Source organism: Pseudomonas sp. NPDC090752, assembly GCF_055584805.1.
The window spans coordinates 22,235-46,151 of the sequence record NZ_JBVJLI010000011.1 but is presented as its reverse complement, the minus strand read 5'-3'; the positions used below and the strand labels follow the sequence as shown (position 1 = coordinate 46,151).

The window sequence follows — 23,917 nt, the reverse complement described above, 5'->3', positions numbered from 1 at the left end:
TCAGGAGGCGACGGCGGCAGGGCGCTGGTCGCTGAAGGTGGCGTCGGCGGCTTCGCTTTCGTCCTCGCCTTCCAGGCGCACCAGGTGGGCCGGTACGCCAGTGGCGGCGCCCCAGTAGTAGATGCCCAGGGCGCAGGCGGCGACGACCACGGTGTCGAGCGGATGGCCGATGACCCCCAGGCCGCCGAAGCTGCCGAGCCAGGAAAGCAGGATGGTCACCGCGTAGAAGCCGATCAGCCAGGCGGACGAGCGCACCTGCTGGCCCAGCGACAGGTGTTCGGTCGGAACGAAGCGGCGGCACAGCAGGTACAGCACGAACATCACGATTTGCAGGGCCAGCAGCCACGACACGGTTTTCCAGCCCGACCAGTAGACGATCAGCGCGGCGATGATGAATGACAGCGGGCCGAGCACAGCCATGCCCTTGACCCGGAACGGGCGTGGCATGTTCGGGGCATTGCGGCGCAGGGCGGCGACGGTGACCGGGGCCACGGCGTAGCTCAGCACCAAGGCTGCCGACACCACATTGATCAGCGCTTCCCAGGACGGAAACGGCAAGGTCCAGAACACCGACAGGCCGAAGGTCAGCCACAGCGCCGGGCGCGGGATGCCGGATTGCTCATCGATGCGGGTGAAGTACTTGAAGAACGTGCCGGTTTGCGCCCAGCCATAGATCACGCGTGGGGTGGCGTTCATGTAGATGTTGCCGCAGCCGCTGGGCGAGATCACCGCATCGGCCACCACCAGGTAGGCCAGCCAGCCCACGCCCAAGGCCAGGGCGATGTCACGGTAGGGCAGGGCCAGTTCCTTGGTCACCGCAGCCCAGCCGTTGCTGAGCATTTCGGTCGGCACGCTACCGAGGAAGGCCAGCTGCAGCAGGGCGTAGATGGCGGTGGACAGCAGCACGGAAAGGATCAGCGCGATGGGGATGGTGCGTTGCGGGTTCTTCACTTCGCTGGCCACCGAGATGATCGGCGTGAGGCCCAGGTAGGCGAAGATGATGCCACCGGCCGACACCGCCATTTCCACACCGGACAGGCCGAATGGGGCGAAGCCTTGAACCTCGAAGTTCTCCGGCTTGAAGAAGGTGAACAGCACACCGATCACCAGCAACGGCACGATGAACTTGAACACGCTCACCAGGTTGTTGGCCTTGGCGAAGGTCTTCACGCTGCGGTAGTTGAGCAGGAAGAACAGCCCCAGCAAGGCGAACTGCACCAGCCAGCCGAGTACGGTTGGGTCACTGGAGCCGGCCTTGGTCAGCCCAGGGAACCACGCGGCGGCATACTGGCGCGAGGCGACCACTTCAATGGCGATCAGGCTGGAGAAGGCGATCAGGGTGATGAAGCCCATCAGGTAGCCGAGCAGCGGGCCGTGCGAGTACACCGGATAGCGCACCACACCACCGGCGCGGGGCAACGCGGCGCCGAGTTCGCAGTAGACGATGCCCAGCAGCAGCACGGCGAAACCGCCGAGGAACCAGGAGAGGATGCCGGCCGGCCCGGCGATGGCCGAGACGTGGCTGGCGGCGAACAGCCAGCCGGAGCCGAAGATGGCGCCGAGGCCGATGAAGGTGAGGTCGAGCAATGACAGCTGTTTCTTGAATTTGCCTGACATGGGTGCGCCTTTTTGTAGGTTTTGGATAGGCAGGTCTGATGTCACATGATGCGGCTTTTAGGGCCGCGCTCTTGTAGGAATTGGGCGGCTTGCGTGGGGCATAGAGTGGACTGAACGGGGCGAGGGTTCTTGATGGTTTTCTGCAGAGGGGATGACGAAATCGGCACAATTACAAAAAAATCTGGCGACTTGCTGGGTTCGCTGGATAGGCTGGAGGTCACATCAGATAAGGGCTTTAGAGGTGCAGTGGGTTTACTGGCCTCTTCGCGGGCAAGCCCGCTCCCACAGGTACCCCGTTAGCCTCAGGTACAGCCAGGAACTTGTGGGAGCGGGCTTGCCCGCGAAGAGGCCGGTCGCCTCGCCATGGAGAATCGAGATGCCACAAGAACCCCTGACAACCCTGTACCAGTCCCTCGACCAGCACCGCCCCGCGACCCTGGAGGCCCTGCTGGCTGGGGTATCCCTGCTGCTGCCGATCCTCGACGCCATCCCCAACGCCGCCATCTTCATCAAGGACCCCGACGCCCGCTACGTGCTGGCCAATACCACCCTGGTCCAGCGCTGCGGCCTGAAGCGTCTGCAGCCGTTGCTGGGCAAGACCAGTGCAGAGGTTTTTCCTGCGCAACTGGGCCCCGGCTACACCGAGCAGGACCGCCGCGAGCTCAAGGAGGGTCTGGTACTCGAAGACCAGCTGGAACTCCACCTTTACGGCAGCCGCGAACCGGGCTGGTGCCTGACGCACAAGCGCCCACTGCACAATCCGGCGGGGGAGATCATCGGCCTGGTGGGCATTTCGGTCGACCTGCAGTCAGCCGCCGACACTCACCCTGCCTACCGGCGCCTGGCCGCCGTGGACGAGTACATTCGCCGGCATTTTCACCAGCCGATCAGCCTGGGCGAACTGACCCGTATCGCCGGGATTTCCGTGGCGCAACTGGAGCGTTACTGCAAGCGCGTGTTCCACCTCACGCCTCGACAGATGATCCACAAGGCACGGCTGGAGCACGCCCATCGCTTGTTGCACAGTGACTTGCCGATCACTGACGTGGCAATGCAGTGCGGCTACACCGACCACAGCGCCTTCAGTCGCCAGTTCAAACAGCTGACCGGATTTACTCCAAGGCAGTACCGTCGGGCGACGGCGATTCAGCTGGGCTGAAACAGCAATCTCGCCTCGTCAAAGCACTGTTCGGCAATCGCCGAACGCGGCTCGCTGCGGCGCAGCAGCAGGCCGACCGGGCTGTGGATACTGGCGTCGGCGATGGGGATGATGCGCATGTGATCGCTCAAGTCCTCCAGGCCGCAATCGAGCGGCATGATCGCGCAGCACACGCCAGTGTTGATCGCCTGGATCAGCTGGAAGCTGGAGTCGCTTTCCAGTACGGCATTGGGTTCCAGGCTGCGGCTGCGGAAGCTCAGATCCAGCGACTGCCGGTAGTGCATGCCTTTGCTCAGCAGACCCAGCGGGATTTCTACCAGGTCTTCCCAGCGCAGGGTCTGGGCTTCGAATTGGAAATGGCGGGTATCGTGCAGCAGGCCCATGGTGGTGGTGCCCAGCTCGATCACTTCGAAGAAGTTGGCATTGACCTGGTCGAGGTAGCAAATCCCAAGGTCAAGTTGGTTACGGCTTAGGCCATCCATGATCTGCTCGGTGCTGTGCGAGCTGAGCTGAAACTGCAGCTCTGGATACTTTTCGCGCAGTGGCAGCAGCAGTTGCATCGGGTTGAAGCTGGCCAGTGGCACAGTGCCCAGGCGCAGGCTGCCGACCACCTGGCCCCGGCAGCTGGCGGCCTCGGCCTGCAAGCCATCGTGAGCGGCGAGCAAGGTGCGAGCCCAGGCCAGGATGCGCTCACCGGCTTCGGTAAAGCCCTCGAAACGCTGGCCGCGCTTGACCAACACCAGGTCCAGTTCGTCCTCCAGGTTGCGCAGGCGCATGGACAGCGTCGGCTGGGTGATATGGCACAGCGCCGCGGCCTGGCCGAAATGGCGGGTCTGGTCGAGGGCGATGAGAAACTTGAGCTGCTTGATGTCCATGGGAGTGCCTGGCGTCTGGTTAAGCTGACCTTAACCAAGTCGGCGATAGATGTCATCGATCAGCTGGTACAGCCTGTGGGAGCGGCTTTAGCCGCGAAGCAGGCGATGCGGTGGATGGCACCGGCTTCACCGGTGTTCGCGGCTGAAGCCGTTCCCACTCAGCTCAACACATGCTCCACCGGCTGCAGTGCCGGAGGCAGCGGCTGAACCCCCAGCGCCGCCAGCACATCCCGCTCTACCGTGCGCACCATCGCATCGGTCGGCAAGTCGTTCTCGTCCCGGCCGAACGGGTCTTCCAGCTCATTGCCGATCGCATCCAGGCCAAAGAAGGTGTACCCGACGATGGTAGTAAACAGCGGCGCCAGCCACCCCAGCGGCTCGGCCAACGCAAACGGCAGCAGCAGGCAGAAGATGTAGATGGTCCGGTGCAGCAGCAAGGTGTAGGGGAATGGTAGCGGCGTGCCCTTGATCCGCTCGCAGGTGGCCTGCACCTCCGTCAGCCCGATCAGACGCTGCTCCAAAAGGCTGTAGCGCCAGTCACTGATCTGCTGCTGTTCGGCCAGGCGCGAACACTGTGCGCCCAGCTCACGCAAGATCCCGTCGCAGACATTGTGCGGGCTGAACGCAGCCGGGGTGGCCAGCCAAGGGCGGGCCGCCTCCAGATCATCCTCGTTGCGCAGCCGTGCATTCAGCGCATGGGCAAAACCGCACAGGTTGCGCAGCAGCTCGGCGCGCAATGTCTCGTTGGCAATCACCACGCTTTCGCGCACGAATGAGCGGGTCTCGATGATCAACTTGCCCCAGGCCTTGCGCCCCTCCCACCACCGGTCGTAGCAGGCGTTGTTGCGAAAACTCATGAATATCGACAGCGACAGGCCAAGCAGGGTGAACGGCGTGGCGCTGACCGGGTAGAAAAACGCCGGGTAGTGGCGCTCGACCAGCACGATCAGCGCGGCCAGCAAGGTGACCATCAGGCAGCGCAAGGCGATGCGCTTGACGATCGAACCCTTGAGGGTGAAGAGCACACGCAGCACATCGGGGCGGGAGTGGACGATCATGGAAGTCCAGAGGCGGCCGATCAGCCGCCGGTCATGTTCATGAAGCGCAGGATCTGCACATCGCCACCCACTTCGAAGTGGTGGCGGTAAGGCTTGAGGTGCAGCGAGGCGCGGATGGCTTTTTCCAGCCGCTCGGCATCGCCTGGGTGGCTACGCAGCACCTGCTTGAGGTCCATCGAGTGCTCATTGCCCAGGCACAGCAGCAGGCGGCCTTCGACGGTCAGGCGCACGCGGTTGCAGGTGGCGCAGAAATTGTGGCTGTGGGGTGAGATGAAGCCAACGCGGGTATCGGGTGCTTCGGCCAGACGCCAGTAGCGGGCTGGGCCCTGCGACGACTCGGTCGATTCGACCAGGGTGAACCGCTCGGCCAGGCGCGCGCGCACGTCGTCACTGGAGCAGAACGACTCACCGCGTTCATGTTCGCTGATCACGCCCAGCGGCATTTCTTCGATGAAGGTGATGTCCAGCTCACGGTCGATGGCAAAGCGTACCAGGTCGACCAGCTCGTGGTCGTTGCGGCCCTTGAGCACCACGCAGTTGAGCTTGATACGCTGGAAGCCGGCGCGGCGGGCAGCGTCGATGCCTGCGATCACCTGGGCGAGGTCGCCGGTGCGGGTCAGTTGCTTGAAACGCTCAGAATCGAGGCTGTCGAGGCTGATGTTCAGGCGCGAAAGCCCAGCGTCGAACAGCGGCTGGGCCAGGCGGCCGAGTTGCGAGCCGTTGCTGGTCATGCACAGTTCGCGCAGGCCGGGCAGGGCGGCAATACGCCCGCACAGCTCGACGATGCCCTGGCGCACCAGCGGCTCGCCACCGGTGAGGCGGATCTTGCGGGTACCCAGGGCGACGAAGCGCTCGGCTACCTGGAACAGTTCTTCGAGGCTGAGAATCTGCTGGCGCGGCAGGAACTGCATGTCTTCGGCCATGCAGTAGACGCAACGGAAGTCGCAGCGGTCCGTGACCGACATCCGCAGGTAGTCGATTTTGCGATTGAAGCCGTCGATCAGGGCCCGGCTGTTCTGTTCCACGTTCGCGCTCGGCAGAGGGAGGAGTACAAGGTTCAAGCTATAACCTGCGCTGCCGCCCGTCAAATTGCTTTCCCCGACTATTCGATCAATATCCTCTATCACGGCTGCAGGCCCCGTATCCAAAGGCGCTGGGATACGTCGGCAGCCTGTGATCGAAATGGCTTATCACCCCGTAGGGCATATCGATTGGACGGCTCTATGCCGGCGTCCATAGGCTGGAAATAAGCACCGGACGACGCGATCCGCTGCACTTTCGATGCCGCGTGAGGATTGACCGCATGAGCCAGGACCAACACATCAGGGACTACAAAGGGCCTGCCGCCGGCTGGGGCGCGCTGAAAAGCGTGACCAAGAGCTGGCTGGGCAGCGAGAATGCCTTCAAGAACCTGCGGGCCATGCTCAAGACCAACCAGAACGGCGGCTTCGATTGCCCGGGCTGCGCCTGGGGAGAGTCGCCGGAAAGCGACATGGTCAAGTTCTGCGAAAACGGCGCCAAAGCGGTCAACTGGGAAGCTACCGGCCGCTCGGTGGACCCCGCATTCTTCGCCAGGTACAGCGTCAGCGCGCTCAAGGACCAAACCGATTACTGGCTCGAATACCAGGGGCGCCTCACGCACCCGATGCGCTATGACGCTACCACCGACCACTATGTCGAAACCACTTGGCAAGAGGCCTTCGAGCTGGTCGCCAAGCATCTGCGGGCGCTCGAGTCGCCCGATCAGGCCGAGTTCTACACCTCGGGCCGGGCCAGCAACGAAGCGGCGTTCCTCTACCAGCTGTTCGTCCGCGCCTACGGCACCAACAATTTCCCCGACTGCTCGAACATGTGCCACGAAGCCAGTGGCGTTGGCATGTCGCAGACCCTCGGAGTGGGTAAGGGCACCGTAGTGTTCCACGACCTGGAGCTGGCCGACGCGATTTTCGTCATCGGCCAGAACCCCGGCACCAACCACCCGCGCATGCTCGAACCACTGCGCGAGGCGGTCAAACGCGGTGCCCAGGTGGTGTGCTTCAACCCGCTCAAGGAGCGCGGCCTGGAGCGCTTTCAGCATCCGCAGCATCCGCTGGAGATGCTCAGCAACGGCTCCGAACCCACCACCAACGCCTACTTCCGTCCAGCCCTGGGTGGCGACATGGCGGCCCTGCGCGGCATGGCCAAGTTTCTGTTGCAATGGGAGCGCGAGGCTCAGGCCAAGGGTGAGCCCGCGGTGTTCGACCACGCCTTCATCGCCGAGCACACCAGCGGCGTTGATGACTACCTGGCGGCGGTGGACGCCACTTGCTGGGAGCACATCGTCGAGCAGTCCGGCCTGACCCTGGCCGAGATCGAACTGGCCGCGCGCATGTACCGCAAGGCCGAGCGGGTGATCATGTGCTGGGCGATGGGCGTCACCCAGCACCGCCACTCGGTGCCCACCGTGCAAGAAATCGTCAACCTGCAACTGCTGCGCGGTAACGTCGGCAAGCCAGGCGCCGGCCTGTCGCCGGTGCGCGGCCATAGCAACGTGCAGGGCGACCGCACCATGGGCATCGACGAGAAGCCCAAGGCAGCGCTGCTCGATGCCTTGGAAAAACGCTTCCACTTCCGCGTCCCTCGCGCCCACGGGCACAACGCGGTACTGGCGATCCAGGCCATGGAAGAGCAACGCGCCAAGGTGTTCATCGCGCTCGGCGGCAACTTCGCCCAGGCCACCCCGGACACGCCACGCACCCATGCGGCGCTGCGCAACTGCGCGCTGACCGTGCAGATTTCCACCAAGCTCAACCGCTCGCACCTGGTCACCGGCCGTGATGCGCTGATCCTGCCTTGTCTGGGCCGTACCGAGATCGACCTGCAGACCAGCGGGCCGCAAGGCGTGACCGTGGAAGACACCTTCAGCATGGTGCATATCTCGCACGGCCAGCTGCGCCCGCGTTCACCGCACATGCGTTCGGAGCCGTGGATCATCGCCGGCATGGCCAAGGCCACCCTGGGCAACCAGCCGATCGACTGGGAGTACGCCGTGGCCGACTACGGACGCATTCGCAGCATGATTGCCGACGTCATCCCGGGCTTTGCCGACTTCAACCAGCGCCTGGAGCAGCCGGGTGGTTTCCATTTGGGCAATAGCGCGGCCGAGCGCAACTGGCGCACGGCAACCGGCAGGGCGCGTTTCAGTGCCAGCCAGCTGCCCGAACAACTGGTCAACGCCCAGGTGCTGGCGCGGGGCGACAAGCCGGACCTGATCCTGCAGACGATGCGTTCGCATGACCAGTACAACACCACGTTGTATGGGCTCGACGACCGCTACCGCGGGGTGTTCGGTCTGCGTGAAGTGGTGTTCATCAGCGAGGCGGACATCCGCCGCCTGGGCTTCGAGCCGGGCGAACTGGTGGACCTGGTGTCGCTTTGGGAGGACGGTGTGGAGCGGCGGGTGTCGGGGTTCAGGCTGGTGGCGTATGACATTCCGCAGGGGCAGGCAGCGGCTTATTATCCGGAGACCAATCCGTTGGTGCCGCTGGAGAGTTATGGCGAGGGGACGTATACGCCGACGTCGAAGTTTGTGGCGATTCGGTTGGAGAAGGCCAAGGCGGGGAACCGGATTGCGGCGGTGCTGGCGGCGGATTGATGGGTTGCCTGAGCAGGCCTCTTCGCGGGGCAAGCCCGCTCCCACAGGTTCAGTGCAGCACTCAAGACCTGTGCAGAACCTGTGGGAGCGGCTTTAGCCGCGAAGAATCCAGTGCCGATTCAGGTTCTGTGCACAGGAAACGCCGTGGTGTATTTCATCTGCTCCATGGCAAAACTGGAGGTGATGTTCGACAGCCCATCGGTGCTGTTGATCAGCTTCTTGTAGAACCGGTCATAGGCCGCAATATCACCCACCACCACCCGCAGCATGTAGTCCCAGTCCCCGGACATGCGGTAAAACTCCATCACTTCCTCGAAGCCCTTCACCGTCGCGGCGAACTGCTCCAGCCAGGCGCTGTCGTGGCGCTGGGTCTTGAGCTGAACGAACACCGTCAGGCCCAGGCCCAGGCGCTCGGGATCGAGCAGGGCGACGCGGCCGAGGATATAGCCGTCTTCTTCCAGGCGCTTGACCCGCTTCCAGCACGGCGTGGTGGACAGGTTGACGGCTTCGGCCAGGTCCTTGAGCGATATTGACGCGTCGCGCTGGAGCAGAGTGAGAATGTGCTGGTCGAAGCTGTCCATATCGGTCACGGCTGACTGAGAAAAATATTCGCCAGATTACCCCAGCGGTAGAAAAAAATCCCGCAGCGCCAGCCCTTGTCGTTTGTGCGATAGTTGCGCAATTAACATCTGCCAATGGGCCCGACCATGTCCGATAAGCCGCGCAATTTCGCCACCCGCACCATCCACGCCGGCGAGCAGTTCAGCGTCGCTGACAACGCGATTTTCCCGCCAATCTACACCGCAAGTTCCTACATCAAACGCAGCCTCGACGACCACCCCGATTACGCCTACAGCCGCGTCGGCAATCCGACCCGGCATGCCTACGAAAGCTGCGTAGCGGCGCTGGAAGAGGGGGTCGGCGCGGTGGCCTGTGCCTCTGGTGTCAACGCCACCGCCACGGTGTTGGAGTTGCTGCCCAAGGATGCCCATGTGGTGGTGATGAACGGTGTCTACGGCGGTACCTTCCGCATCCTGGAAGACTATCGTGGGCACACCTCGGGCCTGACCACCACCTACGTGGACCTCAACGACATCGAAGCGGTGGCGGCGGCGATCAAGCCCGAGACCCAGCTGATCTGGATCGAGTCGCCGACCAACCCGTTGCTGCACCTGGTCGACATCAAGGCAGTCTGTGACCTGGCGCGGGCGCGCGGCATCCTTACCTGCATCGACAACACCTTCTGTTCGCCCTGGAACCAGCGCCCAATCACCCTCGGTGTGGACCTGGTGATGCACTCCGCCAGCAAATACATCGGCGGCCATTCGGACCTGACGGGAGGTGTGGTAGTGGCGGCCAGCGAGGCGTTGTACAAGCGCCTGCGCAAGATCAGCATGGCCGTGGGCGCGATACAGGGGCCGTTCGATTGCTACCTGGCCCTGCGTGGCCTGAAGACCCTCGACGTGCGCATGGAACGCCAATGCGCCAATGCCCTGCAGGTGGCGCGCTTTCTCGAAAGCCACCCGCAGATCGAGCAGGTGTTCTATCCGGGGTTGCAGAGCCACCCGCAACACGAACTGTGCAAGCGCCAGATGCGTGCGGGCGGGGCTGTGGTGGCGATGAAGGTCAAGGGCGGCGACCGCGCGGCGCTCAACCGCCTGGTCGAGGCTTTGCGCATCTTTGTCCTGGCCGATTCGCTGGGCGGTGTGGAGAGCATGATCAACCACTCCTGGAGCATGTCGCACAACTCCCTGAGCCCGGAGCAGAAGGGCGTGATGGGAATCAGTGAGAACCTGCTGCGGCTGTCGATCGGGATCGAGGATTGCCAGGACCTGATCGAGGACCTGGAGGGGGCGTTGAAGGCTGCGGCTGCTGTGTGAAGGCTGCTGGTCTCTTCGCGGCTTTAGCCGCGAAGAGGCCGGTGGGCTCAGCACAAAATCATGATGATTTCGGCGGATGAATAATTCGCTCGATCTTGTCCTTGATCAGCAGGCGCTCCTTGCGCAGGCGGTTGACGGTGTCGTCGTTGGTGCCATTGCCTTCGGCGGCCACCACTTCCTTGTCCTTGGCATTGTATTCCTTGTGCAATGCATGCAGCGTCTGGTCCTTGTCTATCCGTGCCTGGAAGTCATCAGCGGTAACGTGCAAGTCAGCGAGCAGATCATGCGGAACTGGCATTTCTTCACCTCTGTCAGGGTTGTCGTTAAGGTCCTGACCTTTGAGGATAGCCGCCTTTGCGCGGGTGGGGGACTGGGGTAGGCTGTCGGTCTCTCCAACGCCTGGAACCTGTGCCATGCCTCACTTGAACCTGGAATACAGCGACAACCTGTGCGAGCTCGATGTCGACGTGCTGCTGCTTCGCCTGAATCACGCCCTGTTCGGCAGTGGCCAGTTCGCCGACGAGGCGGACATCAAGAGCCGCGCCCAGGCGTTCAGCCATTACCGGGTGGGTACCGCGCCGGGTAAACGGGCGTTTGCCCATGTGCGTCTGGCCATCCTCAGCGGGCGCGCCCACGAGGTGAAGCAGCAGTTGTCAGAAAGCCTGCTTGCGGTATTGCGTGAAGGCGTACCGCAGCAAGCAGGCATGGACCTGCAGTTGTGTGTGGAAGTGCAGGACATCGATCGCGAGCCCTACGCCAAGCTCCATCTGCCAGCCTGAACGGCGGCTGAATGAACGTTATTTAATGAATGAAAGACGCCACTTCACGGATTCGTTGGCGTCTTTTTCACGAAAAATTGATGGTGCGCTTTCTAGAGTTTCGACAACTTTCCCAGGGTGCCTGACGCCCGGGAGCTGATACTCACTCTGGATTACCAATCCCCATGCTCACCTTCAAATCCCTGCGGACTGAATGGGTCACGCTGTTGGCCAGTGTTTACCTGTTGGTCGGGTTCAACGTGTTCCTCTGGGAGCACCTGCAACAGTTAGTACCCTCCGGTTTGCCTGGGCTGTGGCTGAGCCTGGCATTTGCCGCGCTGATGTTGTTCGCGTTCAATCTGGTGTTGACGATTTTTGCTTTCCGTTATGTATTGAAGCCGCTGTTAATTGTGTTGTTCATGAGTGGGGCGGGCGTTGCGTACTTCATGAATCAGTACGGGGTGCTTATTGATGGCGGCATGTTTCGTAATATGGCCGAAACCAATGTTGCAGAAGTTCGCGATCTGCTCTCTCTCACGTTTGCCGCCTATCTGTTGTTGCTCGGTGTATTGCCGTCACTGTTAGTGTGGAAAGCCCCCATTGCCTACCGTGCCTGGCACCGCGAAATCCTCGGCAAACTGGTGGTGAGCGGCGCTTGTGTCGTGGCATTGGGCTCGGTCGCGCTGGTCAACTATCAGGGGCTGTCTTCACTGTTTCGCAACCACCACGAACTGCGCCTGATGCTCACCCCGAGCAATATCGTCGGTGCTTCCATTGGGTATGTCAGCGAGCGTGTCGGTACAGCCGCCAGACCCTTCCAGCCTTACGGCACCGATGCCCGGCGCGATCCTGCCTGGCAGCAGCATGCGCGTAAATCGCTCACCGTACTGGTAGTCGGTGAAAGTGCCCGGGCGGACCACTTCGGCGTGCTCGGCTATGACCGTGATACCACCCCCAACCTGGCCAGGCAGCAGGGCCTGCTGGCGTTCTCCGATGTGCGCTCTTGTGGCACCGAGACGGCAGTGTCGGTGCCGTGCATGTTCTCGGGCATGCCGCGCAAGGACTACGACGCCCGCGTGGCCAAGAACCGCGAAGGGCTGCTGGATATCCTCCAGCGCGCCGGCCTGGCCGTGCAGTGGCGCGACAACCAGTCGGGCTGCAAGGGCACCTGCGACCGGGTGCAGTTCATCGATGTCAGCAACCTCAAGGACCCGGCGTTGTGCGCCAACGGCGAATGCCACGATGAGATCCTGTTGCAGGGCCTGGGCGAATTGCTCGATAACCTCGACAAGGACACCGTGCTGGTGCTGCACCAGATGGGCAGCCACGGCCCCGAATACTTCAAGCGCTACCCCAATGGCAGCGAGCGCTTCACCCCGGTATGCCAGAGTAACGCCTTGAACCAGTGCAGCGAACAGCAGATCATCAATGGCTATGACAACACCCTGGCCTATACCGACAAGGTGCTGGCAAGTTTGATCGATACCCTGCGCAGCAGGCAGGACAAGGTCGACACGGCGATGATCTACCTGTCCGACCATGGCGAGTCGCTGGGTGAATACAACCTGTTCCTGCACGGCACCCCTTACGCCATCGCTCCTGACCAGCAGAAACACGTGCCGCTGCTGACCTGGTTCTCCGATAGCTATAAGGAGGATTTCGGCCTCGACACCGACTGTCTGGCCAAGCTCAGCGATGCGCCGCTGTCGCAGGACAACCTGTTCCACTCCATGCTCGGCCTGCTGCAGGTGCACACCCAGGTCTACCAGCAATCGCTGGACATGTTCGCCAGTTGCCGCCCGTGGCTAACGGCCAAGCGCTGAGCGATTACGCTTTCCACTATCCTTAGAGGCGCGGCGGTCGCCAGGTTTCACCCGCAGCGCCCGCGCCGTATATACTGCGCGCCAATGTTTGTGGGAGAGCCTTGTGGCCATCGAAATACACTGGATCCGTGACGACCAGAATCTGGCCGAACTCTGCCAGAAGTGGCGCAAGCTGCCCTTCGTGGCGCTCGACACCGAATTCATGCGGGTCGACACCTTTTACCCGAAAGCTGGCCTGATTCAGATTGGCGACGGCGAGCGGGCTTTCCTCATCGACCCGTTGCTGATCGGCAACTGGCAGCCGCTTGGCGAACTGCTGGAAGACGCCGGAGTGGTCAAGGTCCTGCACGCGTGCAGCGAAGACCTGGAAGTGCTGCTGCGCCTGACCGGCAAGCTGCCGCAACCGCTGTTCGATACCCAGCTGGCCGCCGGTTACCTGAACCTGGGCTTCTCGATGGGCTATTCACGCCTGGTTCAAGAAGTGCTGGGTCTGGAGCTGCCGAAGGGCGAAACCCGCTCCGACTGGCTGCAGCGCCCGCTGTCGGACACTCAGGTCAGCTACGCAGCCGAGGATGCCGTGCACCTGGCCGAGCTGTTTATCGAGCTGCGTCCACGCCTGTCTGACGACAAGTACGCCTGGGTGCTGGAAGACGGTGCCGAGTTGGTGGCGGCCCTGCGCCGTGAAGTCGATCCGCAGGCCCTGTACCGCGACGTCAAACTGGCCTGGAAACTGGGCCGCCAGCAGTTGGCCGTGCTGCGCGAACTGTGCGCCTGGCGCGAGCGCGAGGCCCGCAGCCGCGATGTGCCGCGCAACCGTATCCTCAAGGAACACTCGCTGTGGCCCATGGCCAGGAGCCAGCCGGACAACCTGTCGGCGCTGGCCAAAATTGAAGAAATGCACCCGCGCACCATCCGTCAGGACGGCGCCACGCTGCTCGCACTGATCAAGCAAGCCGCCAGCCAGCCGCCGGAGCTATGGCCGGCGACCCTGCCCGAGCCGCTGCCGATCGAAGCCGCCGGCATCCTCAAGCGCCTGCGCGCCATCGGCCAGGCCGAAGGTGAGCGCCTTGGCATCGCCCCGGAGCTGATGCTGCGCAAGAAAGCCCTGGAAGCCCTGCTCAAGAGCGGCTACCCCAACGGCCCCTATCAATTGCCCGATTCGCTGCGCGGCTGGCGCCGTGAGCGGATGGGCCAGGCCCTGCTGGATGACCTGGCAGGTGCCGGAGAGAACCGATGAAACGTATCTGCTCAATCTACAAGAGCCCACGCAAGAACGAAATGTACCTCTACGTGCTCAAGGCCGATGGCCTGGAGCGTGTACCCGAGGCGCTGCTGCCGTTCTTCGGCAAGCCCGTGCACGCCTTCGACCTGGTGCTGACCCCCGAGCGCCAGCTGGCCCGCGAGGACATCAGCAAGGTGCTGGAGAACCTGGAAAACCAGGGCTACCACCTGCAGATGCCACCGGCCGAAGACGAGTACATCGAGCACCTGCCCGAAGAGCTGCTGCGCCGTAACGATCCGGTCTGACCATGCGTGTATTGATCGCTGAGCACGACCATGCTCGCTACACCGAACTGTTGCGCGAAGCAGCGCCACAATTGCAGATCTTCACCAGCGGCGATTCCGCCGAGCTTGCTTTGCAAGCCCCGCAGTGCCCGGTCTGGCTGGGCCAGCCAGACCTGCTGGCGAGCCTGCTGCGCCAAGGTCACAAGCCGGCGTGGATGCAGTCGACCTGGGCCGGCGTTACGCCGTTGCTGGCCGACGGCTTGCCGCGCGATTACCGGCTGACCCGTGCGGTCGGCATTTTTGGCCAGGTGATGGCCGAGTACATGCTCACCTACATGCTGGGGCATGAGCGTGAAGTGCTGTCGCGCCTGGTCAGCCAGGTCGAGCGCCGTTGGGACGATCGCCCGGGGCGTACGCTCGAAGGGCGCAAGGTGCTGATCGTCGGTACCGGCGATATCGGCCAGCGCGTGGCCGAGTTCCTCGCACCGTTTGGGGTGACGCTGTATGGCATCGCCAGCACGGCGCGTGAACAGGCGCCATTCGTCGAAGTGGCCGGTTTGGGGGATTTGCCAAGGATGGTCGAGCAAGCCGACTACGTGCTCAATTTGCTGCCGGATACGCCGGCGACCCATGACTTGTACGACGCCGCGCTGTTCAAGTGTTTCCAACCCAGCGCGCTGTTCATCAATGCCGGGCGCGGGGCGGCGGTGGTCGATGCCGACCTGGTCGAGGCTTTGAAGGAAGGACACCTTGCGGGCGCGGTGATCGATGTGTGTCGGCAGGAGCCGCTGCCGCAGCGTCACCCGTTCTGGACGGCCTGGGGGTTGTTGCTGACCGGGCACAGTTCGGCACCCACCTCGCCAGCGGCGATGGTGCGGTTGTTCGTCGAAAATATGCAGGCGTACCAGGCGGGGCACGGGTTGCGTGGAGAAGTGGATTTCGCCAAGGGTTATTGATTTGTAGCGTTGGTGCTGGCCTCTTCGCGGGCAAGCCCGCTCCCACAGGTCCTATGGACACCTCCGAACTTGTGGAAGCGGGCTTGCCCGCGAAGAAGCCAAGGCTGATTTTACAGACTGAAATCCCCTTCAGCCGCCAGCTCACTCAGCGGCCGGCGCGGGCTCGGCACTTCACGCGCCTGCAGGCCCTCGTCCAGGCTCGCCTTGTCGCCCAATTTGCCGATCGCCACCATGGCATGCAGCTCATAGCCTTCCGGCACCTTCAGTTCGCTGCGCGCCAGTTCTTTATCGAACCCGGCCATCCCATGGGTATGCCAGCCACTGATGCTCGCCTGCAAGGCCAGATGACCCCAAGCAGAACCGGTGTCGAAGGTGTGCCACAACGCCGGTTTTTCTTCACTGGCGCCCGGGGCGGCAAAGGTGGTCTTGGAGATCACCAGCACCAGCGCCGAGGCTTGCTGTGCCCAGCTGCGGTTGAACGGTACCAGCAAGTTCAGGTAGCGCTCCCAGCTCGGCGTGTCGCGGCGGGCATAGAGGAAGCGCCACGGCTGCGAGTTGTAGGCCGACGGCGCCCAGCGGGCGGCTTCGAGGAAGCTCAGCAGGGTCTCTTGGCTGATCGGCTCAGCGGTGAAAGCACGTGGCGACCAGCGGTTGATGAACTGTTCATTGATGGCGTAATCGGCAATGCGGGGGGTGGCGCTCATGGCTGCTCCTGCAACGGGCGGGGAAAGACCGCACGCTACTGCGTCCGCTCGGTACTGACAAGCGGTCTGGCGTTGCGCAAGGCCAGGCTCTAGACTGGCGCCGCCGCGCGCCGCGGCCTACGAGACGACTGCAGGAAACCCGTGTGATGATCGCTGAAAGCGCGCCGTTCTGGCGGCGCAAGACCCTCGAACAACTCGACCCGCAAGAGTGGGAGTCGCTGTGTGACGGCTGTGGCTTGTGCTGCCTGCAAAAGCTCGAGGACGAGGACGACAACAGCGTCTATTACACGCGCATCGCCTGCAAACTGCTGGACATGAACACTTGCCAATGCAGCGACTACCCCAACCGCTTCGCTGAAGTACCCGACTGCATCCAGCTCACCCCAGGCAAGGCCGACCAGTTCAAGTGGCTGCCGAGCACCTGCGGTTATCGCTTGGTCAGCGAGGGCAAGGACCTGCCGGCCTGGCATCACCTGGTCTGCGGTGATCGCCAGCAGGTCCATGAACAGCGCATTTCCCAATCGGGGCGTATGCTCAAGGAGCAGGATGTGGATGAAGACGACTGGGAAGAGCACCTGATTTTTCGCGCCAGCTAAACGGCACAGTCCGTCGTCTCTGGGAAACAAGGAGTTTCGCTATGCGTTGCCAGCTGTTGCTGCTTTTGGGCTTCATCGCCTGTTCCCCGGCCTGGGCGAAAAAGGTCGACCTCGACTACCAAGTGCGCCTGTTGCCTGCCAACGGCCAGGCCGAGGTGCGCCTGACCCTGGCGGAGGGTAGCTCCGTGCGCAGTCTCGACTTCGACCTGGGCAAGGCGGGGGCCTACAGTGGTTTTCAGGCTGACGGCCAGTGGCAGCTTAAAGGCGAGCGCGGCGTTTGGCACCCGGCGGCGGGCAAGACCAGCCTCAGCTACCGGGTCAACCTGGACCAGAAACTGCGTAGCGGCGCCTATTCTTCGCGCATCACGCCCCACTGGGCGCTGTTTCTCGGCGATCAGCTGATACCACCGGCACGCCTCGATCAACAGGACGGCACCGAACTGGTGGCGCGCCTCTCGGTCGACTTGCCCGAGGGCTGGAAGAGCATCGAAACCTCCTGGCCGCGGGTCGGCAAGGACAAGTTCCGCATCGACAACGTTTCGCGCCTGTTCGATCGGCCCACCGGCTGGATGCTTGCCGGTGACCTCGGCAGCCGCCGCGCCCGCCTGGGCGAAACCGACGTGACCGTGGCAGCCCCGGTGGGGCAGGGCATGCGCCGGATGGACACCTTGACCCTGCTGACCTTCGTCTGGCCGCACCTGCAAGCCGTGTTCCCGCGCAACCCGCCCAAGCTGCTGCTGGTGGGTGCTCGCGACGGCATGTGGCGCGGGGCGATGTCGGCGCGCGGTTCGCTGTATCTGCACAGCGGCCGGCCGATGGTCAGCGAGAGTGGCAGCAGCCCGTTGCTGCGCGAGCTGGTTCAGTTGTTTGCTCAGATTCGCGTCAGTGCCGACAGCGACTGGCTTGGTCAAAGCCTCACCGACTATTACGCCAACGAACTGCTGCGCCGGGCCGGGGGCGTGAGCGATGACCGCTACGAGGTGTGGCAGGCGCGGTTGCAGAAGCAGGGCGCCAAGGTCACCCAGCTGCGCGGCGAGCACGCAAGCCCCGCCCAGGTGGCGCGCGGGGTGCTGCTGTTGCAGGCGCTGGACAAGGAAATCCGCATTCATACCCAGGCCAAGCGGTCGCTGGATGATGTGACCCAGGCATTGATGCGACTGCCGAAGGTAAGTACCGACGAGTTCGTGCAGATCAGCGAGAACGTGCTGGGGCGGCGGTCCGAGGTGTTGCAGAGCAAGGCCCTGCGCTGATTTCTTTGTTGCCAGTGCCGGCCTCTTCGCGGGCAAGCCCGCTCCCACAGGTACACCACTGATCTCAAGGGCAGTGGTGTACCTGTGGGAGCGGGCTTGCCCGCGAAAAGGCCAGTACAGTCAACCCATCAACTACCGGTCAACGGATCTTTCCCTGTCACCGTAACCCCTCGCATTGCCGAATCCGCACTGCGCTTGAGCGCCTCCAGCTCCCCGGCACTGCGCTCAATATCCGCACGCAACCGGTGATACTCCTGACGATGCTGCAGGAACCAGGTCTTGGCCGAACAATGCCCGCTGACCCCGCGTGCCACCGCAACACCGCCCACCACCATCTGCAGCAACCCGATCAAGCCACCGTGGCGCAGCCCCTTGGTGAACATCAGCGCACCGCCGGCCAGCGAACCAACCCGCTCCAGGCCTTGGACATTGTGCTCCGCCGAGGCCGAATTGGAATGAATATCGAGCATGACAACCCCTCCGTGTGAAATGTAAGCAGGTGACCCATCGCCCGGCGCAGCCGTTCAGTTCACATGCCGAGCGGTTGCCCAGGCGCGGTGATGGCTCTGCAATGCGGCTTTTAACGCGGCCAATGTCAGGTCTGGTCAAGTGCATGGCGGATTGGGGCAACTGGCCCGGCCTGCCGCGCATTACCTTGACCTGGCGCGAAGCTCATCCACGCTGGGTTTCGATCCAGGAGCTTCACGTCCCCCTCCACAAAAAAACAAAAGCAGGGATCAGGATGACAACGACAAGCGCGAGTGGCGCCGGCAATCAGCTGGCGCAAGGCTTCAAGCAACGCCATGTGACCATGCTTTCCATTGCCGGGGTGATCGGTGCCGGGCTGTTCATCGGTTCCGGCCACGCCATCGCCGCTGCTGGCCCCTCGGCCATCGTCGCCTATGCATTGGCCGGTGCACTGGTGGTGCTGGTGATGCGCATGCTTGGCGAAATGGCAGTCGCCAGCCCCGACACCGGCTCCTTCTCCACCTATGCCGATCGCGCCATTGGGCGTTGGGCCGGTTTCACGGTCGGCTGGCTGTACTGGTGGTTCTGGGTGCTGGTGATCCCCATCGAAGCCATCGCCGCTGGCGTGGTTCTCAACAACTGGTTCCCGCACATCGATGCCTGGTTCTTCGCCCTGAGCATGACCGTGCTGCTGACCGCCACCAACCTGTTCAGCGTGGCCAAGTACGGCGAGTTCGAATTCTGGTTCGCCATGCTCAAGGTGATCGCCATCGTCGCCTTCATCGCCCTCGGTGCTGCAGCCCTGGCCGGGGTGTTGCCTGGGCGTGAGGTCAGTGGCCTGCCGCGCCTGTTGGAACAGCAGGGTGGGTTCATGCCCAATGGCTGGACGGCGATCATCGGCGCATTGCTGACCACCATGTTCAGCTACCTGGGCACCGAAGCGGTGACCATTGCCGCTTCGGAGTCCAAAGACCCGGCGCGCAACATCGCCAAGGCTACCCGTTCGGTGATCTGGCGCATCAGCGTGTTCTACCTGCTGTCGATTTTCGTGATCATCTCGGTGGTGCCGTGGAACGACCCGCTGTTGCCGGTGCAGGGCTCGTACCAGCGCGCGCTGGAAATCATGCACATTCCCTATGCCAAGTTCCTGGTGGACATGGTCGTGTTGGTGGCAGTGGCTAGCTGCCTGAACTCGTCGATCTATATCTCGTCGCGGATGCTCTACTCGCTGAGCAAGCGTGGCGATGCCCCAGGCTTCATCCAGCGCACCTCCAAGGTTGGCGTGCCACGTGTTGCGGTGATAGGCAGCACTCTGATCGGCGCCCTGGCCACCATCGTCAATTACTTCGCACCGGCTGAGGTGTTCGCCTTCCTGCTGGCCAGCTCCGGTTCGATTGCCTTGCTGGTGTACCTGGCGATTGCTTTCTCACAACTGCGCATGCGCGCCATCCTGCAGCGGCAGAACGTCGAGATCGCCTTCCGGATGTGGCTGTACCCGTGGCTGACCTACGCGGTGATCGGCTTCATCGTGTTCGCCCTGGGGACCATGTTCGTGATGCCGCAGCACCGGATGGAGGTGTCGCTGACGCTGGCCCTGGCCGTGGTGATTCTAGTGCTGGGCGTGATCAGCGGCCGGCGCCATGAGCGGCGGGAGGCCTTGGCGGCTGCCTGACTTCGCGCGGTGACGGGATGAAAGCCACCTTCCGCAGGTGGCTTTTTTCGTTGTGGCTCAACAGGTTCTGCATTTCTGTCTTGTCTGGATAATTACCTGTCCGGTTTGGCAATGCAGCCTCAAGGGTGTTTAATCTCACCTCATTAACCCGCTCAAGCCCTTTAAATCAGGGGCTTTTAGAGATTCCACCGTTCATCGAAAATGCTGTAGACACATTGTCTAACAGTGCCATATAGTCGTTATACAAATAGTAGACACAGTCTATGACAACAAAGAAGGCCGCCATGAAAGCCACCGTTGAACCCATCACCGCAGAGGTGCCACAGGACCGCAAGGCCGTCCTCGCCGAAGCGTTGCGCCGCCGGATCCTCAGCATGGAACTGGCCCCAGGCGCGGTGGTGGACGAACTGGCCCTGTGCGACGAGTTTGGCCTGTCGCGCCCCCCGGTTCGTGAGCTGTTGCGCCAGATTGCCGCCGAAGGCTACATTGAACTGGAAGCCAACCGCGCCCCGCGCGTGGCCGCGATGAACCACGAATCGCTGCACAGCTTTTATGTCGCCGCACCGCTCATCTACGTCGCCACCACTCAGCTGGCGGCCACCTACGCCACCGAAGCCGAAATCGAAGTGCTCAAGGCCATCCAGGCGCAGTTCCGCCAGGCCATCGAAGAGCGCGACGTGGAAAACCGCGTGCTCTACAACGACGCCTTCCACCTGGAAATCGGCAAGATGGCGCACAACGAATACCTCATGCCTACGCTGCGTCGGATCCTCATCGACCACACCCGCCTGGGCAAGATCTTCTATCGCCATCCCACCACCGATGACATGCAACGCGATCTCGAGCTTGCCTGCGAGCAGCACGAGCAGATCATCGTCGCCATCGAGCAGCGGGACCCGCAAACAGCGGGCAGGGTAGTGCGCGAGCACATGGAGCTGTCGCGCCGGCGCATGGCCGAATACGCCGCACCGCAAGCGCTGGATGTACCGATTCAGATATGAGTTCCAACGGTTGCGCCGTTGGCGCTGACCGCTCGTCAACAACAAGATCCAGGTTAGTGACATGACAAGAATAAGTTCGTTACCTGCTGATGATGCCACTTGTGGCTGGTACCACCTGAGCAAACCGCGCACACCTCGGCCGGCCCACAGCGGCCACAGCCAGGCGCGCTGGGTGGTGGTCGGCGCCGGCTTCACCGGGTTGGCCGCAGCGCGCCAGTTGGCGACGAACTTCCCGGACGACGAGATCGTGCTGATCGAGGCCCAGGAGGTCGGTTTCGGCACCTCTGGGCGCAATGCCGGTTTTGCCATCGACCTGCCCCATGACATCGGCGCCGAGGACTACATTGGCGACATCGATATCGCCAAGACCGTGCTCAAGCTCAACCTTGGCGGGCAGTCGTACCTCAAAGAGCTGATCGAACGCTACGACATCGAGTGCCAGTTCCGCCATTGCGGCAAGTACCAGGCGGCCATCGAAGATCGCGGCATCGCCGTGCTGGATGCCTACCGCCGCGGCCTGGACAAGCTCGGCCAACCCTATGAAGTAATCGAAGGGCGCGATCTGCCGGACCATATCGGCACGGACTTCTACCGCAAGGGCCTGTTCACCCCCGGCACGGCGCTGTTGCAGCCCTCGGCGTTGGTGAAAGGCCTGGCCGACAGCCTGCCGAGCAACGTCTCGCTCTACGAAAACACCCCCATCACCGATGTCGACTATGGCGACAAGGTGGTGCTGCGCCACGCCAACGGTTCGATCACGGCCGACAAGCTGGTGCTCACCACCAACGCCTTCGGCATGAGCTTCGGTTTCCTCAAGGGCCGCATGCTGCCGGTATTCACCTATGGCAGCATCACCCGCCCGCTGACAGAGGAAGAACAGGCCCGCCTGGGCGGCAAGCCGTACTGGGGCGTGATCCCGGCAGACCCGTTCGGCACCACCATGCGCCGCACCGTCGACAACCGCCTGCTGATCCGCAACAGCTTCAGCTACAACCCCGACGGGCGCAGCAATCGCAAATACCTCGACCGCTTCGTCCAGCGCCACCGCGACTCATTTGCCCGGCGTTTCCCAATGTTGCCGGGTGTTGAATTCGAATATACCTGGGGCGGTGCGTTGGCACTCTCGCGCAACCACATGGGCTTCTTCGGCAAGTTGGCGCCGAATGTAGTCGGCGCATTGTGTTGCAACGGTTTGGGCGTTACCCGTGGCACGGTCACTGGCAAGTTGCTGGCCGACTGGTTGGCCGGTGACAAGAACGAACTTATCGAGTTTCTGCTCAATGCCCCCGGGCCTTGTGCGAATCCACCGCAGCCCTTGGTATCCCTGGGCTTGAACGCCAACCTGATGTGGGGGCAAATGCGCGCGGGTAAGGAAAGCTGACGCTTCACTAAGTTAGGCCATTGAATTTTTAACGCCGGTCCTGTTTGGCCGGTACGGGCTCGCTTTGCCCGAAATTGATGATCGAGATGCGCCATCCGGTCACACGGGGCTGAAGAAGTTTTCAGTTTCGCGGACGCGCTCGCCTTGAAAACGTGCATGTAAATGAAGTGGTAGGAACAACAATGACAAGTCCGAATATTTCGATTGAAGATGTACCGATCAACCGCTTTCACCAATTGCTGACCTTGCGTTCCGGTGGCGGCTCGTTCGTCGACGGCTATGTGCTGAGTATCATCGGCGTGGCCATGGTGCAGATGTCCGCAGGCCTAGGCCTGACCAGTTTCTGGCAGGGCATGATCGCCGCTTCGGCGCTGATCGGCATTTTCTTTGGTGGCTTCTTCGGCGGTTGGCTGACCGACCGCTTCGGCCGCAAGCGTGTGTTCTTCGTCGGCCCGACCTTGTTCATCGTCGCCTCGGTCGCGCAGTTCTGGGTGGAGTCGGCGCTGGCCCTGTTCCTGCTGCGCTTTGCCATCGGTATCGCGGTGGGCATCGAGTACCCGGTGGCGACTTCGCTGCTGGTGGAGTTCCTGCCCAAGAAAAACCGCGGCCCACGCCTGGCCACACTGACCGTACTGTGGTTCGCCGGTGCGGCCACCGCCTACATGATCGGTGAAGCCATCCTGCGCCACGGCGGGGACGATGCCTGGCGCCTGGTACTGGCCAGTGCTGCAGTGATCGGTGCCTTGCTGTTCGCTATTCGCCTGGGCACCCCTGAGTCGCCGCGCTGGCTGATCAGCAAGGGCCGCTCGGCCGAAGCCGAGCAAGTGATCAAAGACGTGTACGGCAACGACTTCTCCCTGCGCAACCTGCCCGAGGAGCCGAAGGCCCGCAAGCTGTCGTTCCTCAGCCTGCTGCACTCCGGCTACGGCAAACGCATGCTGTTCGTCACCATGTTCTGGACCTGCTCGGTGATCCCGGTGTTCGCCGTCTACGCTTTCGCCCCGAAGGTGCTGGGCGCACTCAACCTCAAGGGTGACTGGGCCTCGATCGGTTCGGTGGCGATCACCTGCCTGTTCGTGGTCGGCTGCGTCATCGGCACCCGCCTGCTGAACACCATCGGTCGGCGCACCACGCTGCTGCACAGCTTCTTCTGGTCGGGGCTGGCGCTGCTGGGCCTGGGCGCCTTCAGCAGTGGCAACGAGATGCTCATCCTGGTGCTGTTCGGTGCCTATGCTTTGTTCATCGGCGGAGCCCAGGTGCTGCAGCTGGTTTACCCGAACGAGCTGTTCCCCACTGAAATCCGTGCCTGCGCCGTGGGCGTCGGCACCTCCATGTCGCGGGTCGGTGCTGCGGTTGGTACCTGGCTGGTACCCATTGCCCTCGACAGCTATGGCATCGGCGCAACCATGTATGCCGCCGCCGCCGTCACCTTCGTCGGCCTGGCGTTCTCCGTGGCCCTTGCCCCGGAAACCCGTTCGCTGAACCTGCAACAGGCCGCTTCGCTGGGCTGAACCCCTACAACGTGCCGCTGCTTCGATCCGCAGCGGCCTTTTACAACACTGATCAACGCACTGGAGAA

General features: G+C 62.7%; 22 protein-coding genes. 14 read left to right on the top strand and 8 right to left on the bottom strand.

Annotated elements, in window-relative coordinates; genetic code table 11:
- Positions 1-1,617 (bottom strand): APC family permease, encoded by a 1,617-nt coding sequence (locus ACZ6YA_RS16005; RefSeq protein ID WP_465898089.1) that lies wholly within the window; start codon positions 1,615-1,617, stop codon positions 1-3.
- A 376-nt stretch (positions 1,618-1,993) separates the two neighbouring features.
- On the opposite strand from ACZ6YA_RS16005, the gene ACZ6YA_RS16000 reads away from it, so the two are divergent.
- Positions 1,994-2,776 (top strand): PAS domain-containing protein, encoded by a 783-nt coding sequence (locus ACZ6YA_RS16000; RefSeq protein WP_465898088.1) that lies wholly within the window; start codon positions 1,994-1,996, stop codon positions 2,774-2,776.
- On the opposite strand, the gene ACZ6YA_RS15995 is transcribed toward ACZ6YA_RS16000, so the two are convergent.
- The 3 genes from ACZ6YA_RS15995 to moaA all read right to left on the bottom strand — a co-directional run bounded on the left by ACZ6YA_RS15995 (position 2,764) and on the right by moaA (position 5,734).
- A complete protein-coding gene (locus ACZ6YA_RS15995) occupies positions 2,764-3,651 on the bottom strand; it encodes a LysR family transcriptional regulator (protein WP_465898087.1) in 888 nt (295 codons plus the stop codon). The genes ACZ6YA_RS16000 and ACZ6YA_RS15995 overlap by 13 nt on opposite strands.
- 158 nt (positions 3,652-3,809) lie before the next feature.
- Positions 3,810-4,709, bottom strand: coding sequence for a bestrophin family protein (locus ACZ6YA_RS15990; RefSeq protein ID WP_465898086.1), 900 nt, complete (start codon positions 4,707-4,709; stop codon positions 3,810-3,812).
- A gap of 20 nt (positions 4,710-4,729) precedes the next feature.
- Positions 4,730-5,734: a GTP 3',8-cyclase MoaA gene (gene moaA / locus ACZ6YA_RS15985; RefSeq protein WP_465898085.1), complete on the bottom strand. Its 1,005-nt coding sequence runs from the start codon at positions 5,732-5,734 to the stop codon at positions 4,730-4,732.
- Between the two features lie 278 nt (positions 5,735-6,012).
- Here moaA and ACZ6YA_RS15980 point away from each other — a divergent pair, with 278 nt between their 5' ends.
- The gene (locus tag ACZ6YA_RS15980; protein WP_465898084.1) at positions 6,013-8,343 is read left to right on the top strand and encodes an FdhF/YdeP family oxidoreductase; all 2,331 of its coding nucleotides are present in this window, start codon (positions 6,013-6,015) and stop codon (positions 8,341-8,343) included.
- 119 nt (positions 8,344-8,462) lie between these two features.
- Here ACZ6YA_RS15980 and ACZ6YA_RS15975 read toward each other — a convergent pair whose 3' ends face one another.
- Positions 8,463-8,924 carry an Lrp/AsnC family transcriptional regulator gene (locus ACZ6YA_RS15975; RefSeq protein WP_400795764.1) on the bottom strand — a complete coding sequence of 154 codons (462 nt, stop codon included), beginning with the start codon at positions 8,922-8,924 and terminating at the stop codon, positions 8,463-8,465.
- 114 nt (positions 8,925-9,038) lie between these two features.
- Here ACZ6YA_RS15975 and ACZ6YA_RS15970 point away from each other — a divergent pair, with 114 nt between their 5' ends.
- Complete coding sequence (locus ACZ6YA_RS15970; RefSeq protein WP_465898083.1) at positions 9,039-10,223, top strand: trans-sulfuration enzyme family protein; 1,185 nt, start codon at positions 9,039-9,041, stop codon at positions 10,221-10,223.
- Positions 10,224-10,281: 58 nt separating this feature from the next.
- On the opposite strand, the gene ACZ6YA_RS15965 is transcribed toward ACZ6YA_RS15970, so the two are convergent.
- A complete protein-coding gene (locus tag ACZ6YA_RS15965; RefSeq protein ID WP_465898082.1) occupies positions 10,282-10,521 on the bottom strand; it encodes a YdcH family protein in 240 nt (79 codons plus the stop codon).
- A gap of 115 nt (positions 10,522-10,636) precedes the next feature.
- On the opposite strand from ACZ6YA_RS15965, the gene ACZ6YA_RS15960 reads away from it, so the two are divergent.
- The 5 genes from ACZ6YA_RS15960 (at position 10,637) to ACZ6YA_RS15940 (ending at position 15,266) form a co-directional block, all read left to right on the top strand.
- Positions 10,637-11,002, top strand: a complete 366-nt coding sequence (locus ACZ6YA_RS15960) for a 5-carboxymethyl-2-hydroxymuconate Delta-isomerase (protein ID WP_465898081.1) — start codon at positions 10,637-10,639, stop codon at positions 11,000-11,002.
- Between the two features lie 164 nt (positions 11,003-11,166).
- Positions 11,167-12,804 (top strand): phosphoethanolamine transferase, encoded by a 1,638-nt coding sequence (locus ACZ6YA_RS15955; RefSeq protein WP_465898080.1) that lies wholly within the window; start codon positions 11,167-11,169, stop codon positions 12,802-12,804.
- Positions 12,805-12,907: 103 nt separating this feature from the next.
- Positions 12,908-14,041, top strand: coding sequence for a ribonuclease D (rnd, locus tag ACZ6YA_RS15950; protein ID WP_465898079.1), 1,134 nt, complete (start codon positions 12,908-12,910; stop codon positions 14,039-14,041).
- Positions 14,038-14,331, top strand: coding sequence for a YcgL domain-containing protein (locus ACZ6YA_RS15945; protein ID WP_465898078.1), 294 nt, complete (start codon positions 14,038-14,040; stop codon positions 14,329-14,331). Before rnd ends, ACZ6YA_RS15945 begins: the two co-directional genes overlap by 4 nt.
- A gap of 2 nt (positions 14,332-14,333) precedes the next feature.
- Complete coding sequence (locus tag ACZ6YA_RS15940) at positions 14,334-15,266, top strand: D-2-hydroxyacid dehydrogenase (RefSeq protein WP_465898077.1); 933 nt, start codon at positions 14,334-14,336, stop codon at positions 15,264-15,266.
- A 110-nt stretch (positions 15,267-15,376) separates the two neighbouring features.
- Here the strand turns inward: ACZ6YA_RS15940 and ACZ6YA_RS15935 are convergent, their stop codons facing one another.
- Positions 15,377-15,970, bottom strand: coding sequence for a nitroreductase family protein (locus ACZ6YA_RS15935; protein WP_465898076.1), 594 nt, complete (start codon positions 15,968-15,970; stop codon positions 15,377-15,379).
- A 146-nt stretch (positions 15,971-16,116) separates the two neighbouring features.
- Between ACZ6YA_RS15935 and ACZ6YA_RS15930 the strand changes: the two genes are divergently transcribed.
- Positions 16,117-16,566 carry a YcgN family cysteine cluster protein gene (locus ACZ6YA_RS15930; RefSeq protein WP_465898075.1) on the top strand — a complete coding sequence of 150 codons (450 nt, stop codon included), beginning with the start codon at positions 16,117-16,119 and terminating at the stop codon, positions 16,564-16,566.
- 41 nt (positions 16,567-16,607) lie between these two features.
- The gene (locus tag ACZ6YA_RS15925) at positions 16,608-17,816 is read left to right on the top strand and encodes a hypothetical protein (RefSeq protein ID WP_465898074.1); all 1,209 of its coding nucleotides are present in this window, start codon (positions 16,608-16,610) and stop codon (positions 17,814-17,816) included.
- Between the two features lie 128 nt (positions 17,817-17,944).
- On the opposite strand, the gene ACZ6YA_RS15920 is transcribed toward ACZ6YA_RS15925, so the two are convergent.
- Positions 17,945-18,286 (bottom strand): YgaP family membrane protein, encoded by a 342-nt coding sequence (locus tag ACZ6YA_RS15920; RefSeq protein ID WP_465898073.1) that lies wholly within the window; start codon positions 18,284-18,286, stop codon positions 17,945-17,947.
- 272 nt (positions 18,287-18,558) lie between these two features.
- Here ACZ6YA_RS15920 and gabP point away from each other — a divergent pair, with 272 nt between their 5' ends.
- The 4 genes from gabP (at position 18,559) to ACZ6YA_RS15900 (ending at position 23,849) form a co-directional block, all read left to right on the top strand.
- Positions 18,559-19,956, top strand: a complete 1,398-nt coding sequence (gene gabP, locus ACZ6YA_RS15915; RefSeq protein ID WP_465898072.1) for a GABA permease — start codon at positions 18,559-18,561, stop codon at positions 19,954-19,956.
- Positions 19,957-20,240: 284 nt separating this feature from the next.
- Entirely contained in the window at positions 20,241-20,957 is a 717-nt protein-coding gene (locus tag ACZ6YA_RS15910) for a GntR family transcriptional regulator (protein WP_400795732.1), read from the top strand.
- A 61-nt stretch (positions 20,958-21,018) separates the two neighbouring features.
- A complete protein-coding gene (locus ACZ6YA_RS15905; protein ID WP_465898071.1) occupies positions 21,019-22,338 on the top strand; it encodes an NAD(P)/FAD-dependent oxidoreductase in 1,320 nt (439 codons plus the stop codon).
- Between the two features lie 182 nt (positions 22,339-22,520).
- Positions 22,521-23,849 (top strand): MFS transporter, encoded by a 1,329-nt coding sequence (locus ACZ6YA_RS15900; protein WP_465898070.1) that lies wholly within the window; start codon positions 22,521-22,523, stop codon positions 23,847-23,849.
- Positions 23,850-23,917: the final 68 nt, after the last annotated feature.

Excerpts from the sequence above, each read along its gene's own strand:
- ACZ6YA_RS15980 (WP_465898084.1), top strand. The coding sequence starts at position 6,013 with ATGAGCCAGGACCAACACATCAGGGACTACAAAGGGCCTGCCGCCGGC.
- ACZ6YA_RS15955 (WP_465898080.1), top strand. The coding sequence starts at position 11,167 with ATGCTCACCTTCAAATCCCTGCGGACTGAATGGGTCACGCTGTTGGCC.
- ACZ6YA_RS15935 (WP_465898076.1), bottom strand. The coding sequence starts at position 15,970 with ATGAGCGCCACCCCCCGCATTGCCGATTACGCCATCAATGAACAGTTC.
- ACZ6YA_RS15945 (WP_465898078.1), top strand. The coding sequence starts at position 14,038 with ATGAAACGTATCTGCTCAATCTACAAGAGCCCACGCAAGAACGAAATG.
- ACZ6YA_RS15965 (WP_465898082.1), bottom strand. The coding sequence starts at position 10,521 with ATGCCAGTTCCGCATGATCTGCTCGCTGACTTGCACGTTACCGCTGAT.
- ACZ6YA_RS15930 (WP_465898075.1), top strand. The coding sequence starts at position 16,117 with ATGATCGCTGAAAGCGCGCCGTTCTGGCGGCGCAAGACCCTCGAACAA.
- ACZ6YA_RS15940 (WP_465898077.1), top strand. The coding sequence starts at position 14,334 with ATGCGTGTATTGATCGCTGAGCACGACCATGCTCGCTACACCGAACTG.
- ACZ6YA_RS15995 (WP_465898087.1), bottom strand. The coding sequence starts at position 3,651 with ATGGACATCAAGCAGCTCAAGTTTCTCATCGCCCTCGACCAGACCCGC.
- ACZ6YA_RS15905 (WP_465898071.1), top strand. The coding sequence starts at position 21,019 with ATGACAAGAATAAGTTCGTTACCTGCTGATGATGCCACTTGTGGCTGG.
- ACZ6YA_RS15920 (WP_465898073.1), bottom strand. The coding sequence starts at position 18,286 with ATGCTCGATATTCATTCCAATTCGGCCTCGGCGGAGCACAATGTCCAA.
- gabP (WP_465898072.1), top strand. The coding sequence starts at position 18,559 with ATGACAACGACAAGCGCGAGTGGCGCCGGCAATCAGCTGGCGCAAGGC.
- ACZ6YA_RS15970 (WP_465898083.1), top strand. The coding sequence starts at position 9,039 with ATGGGCCCGACCATGTCCGATAAGCCGCGCAATTTCGCCACCCGCACC.
- ACZ6YA_RS15925 (WP_465898074.1), top strand. The coding sequence starts at position 16,608 with ATGCGTTGCCAGCTGTTGCTGCTTTTGGGCTTCATCGCCTGTTCCCCG.
- ACZ6YA_RS15960 (WP_465898081.1), top strand. The coding sequence starts at position 10,637 with ATGCCTCACTTGAACCTGGAATACAGCGACAACCTGTGCGAGCTCGAT.
- ACZ6YA_RS15975 (WP_400795764.1), bottom strand. The coding sequence starts at position 8,924 with ATGGACAGCTTCGACCAGCACATTCTCACTCTGCTCCAGCGCGACGCG.
- ACZ6YA_RS15900 (WP_465898070.1), top strand. The coding sequence starts at position 22,521 with ATGACAAGTCCGAATATTTCGATTGAAGATGTACCGATCAACCGCTTT.
- ACZ6YA_RS16000 (WP_465898088.1), top strand. The coding sequence starts at position 1,994 with ATGCCACAAGAACCCCTGACAACCCTGTACCAGTCCCTCGACCAGCAC.
- ACZ6YA_RS15910 (WP_400795732.1), top strand. The coding sequence starts at position 20,241 with ATGAAAGCCACCGTTGAACCCATCACCGCAGAGGTGCCACAGGACCGC.
- ACZ6YA_RS16005 (WP_465898089.1), bottom strand. The coding sequence starts at position 1,617 with ATGTCAGGCAAATTCAAGAAACAGCTGTCATTGCTCGACCTCACCTTC.
- ACZ6YA_RS15990 (WP_465898086.1), bottom strand. The coding sequence starts at position 4,709 with ATGATCGTCCACTCCCGCCCCGATGTGCTGCGTGTGCTCTTCACCCTC.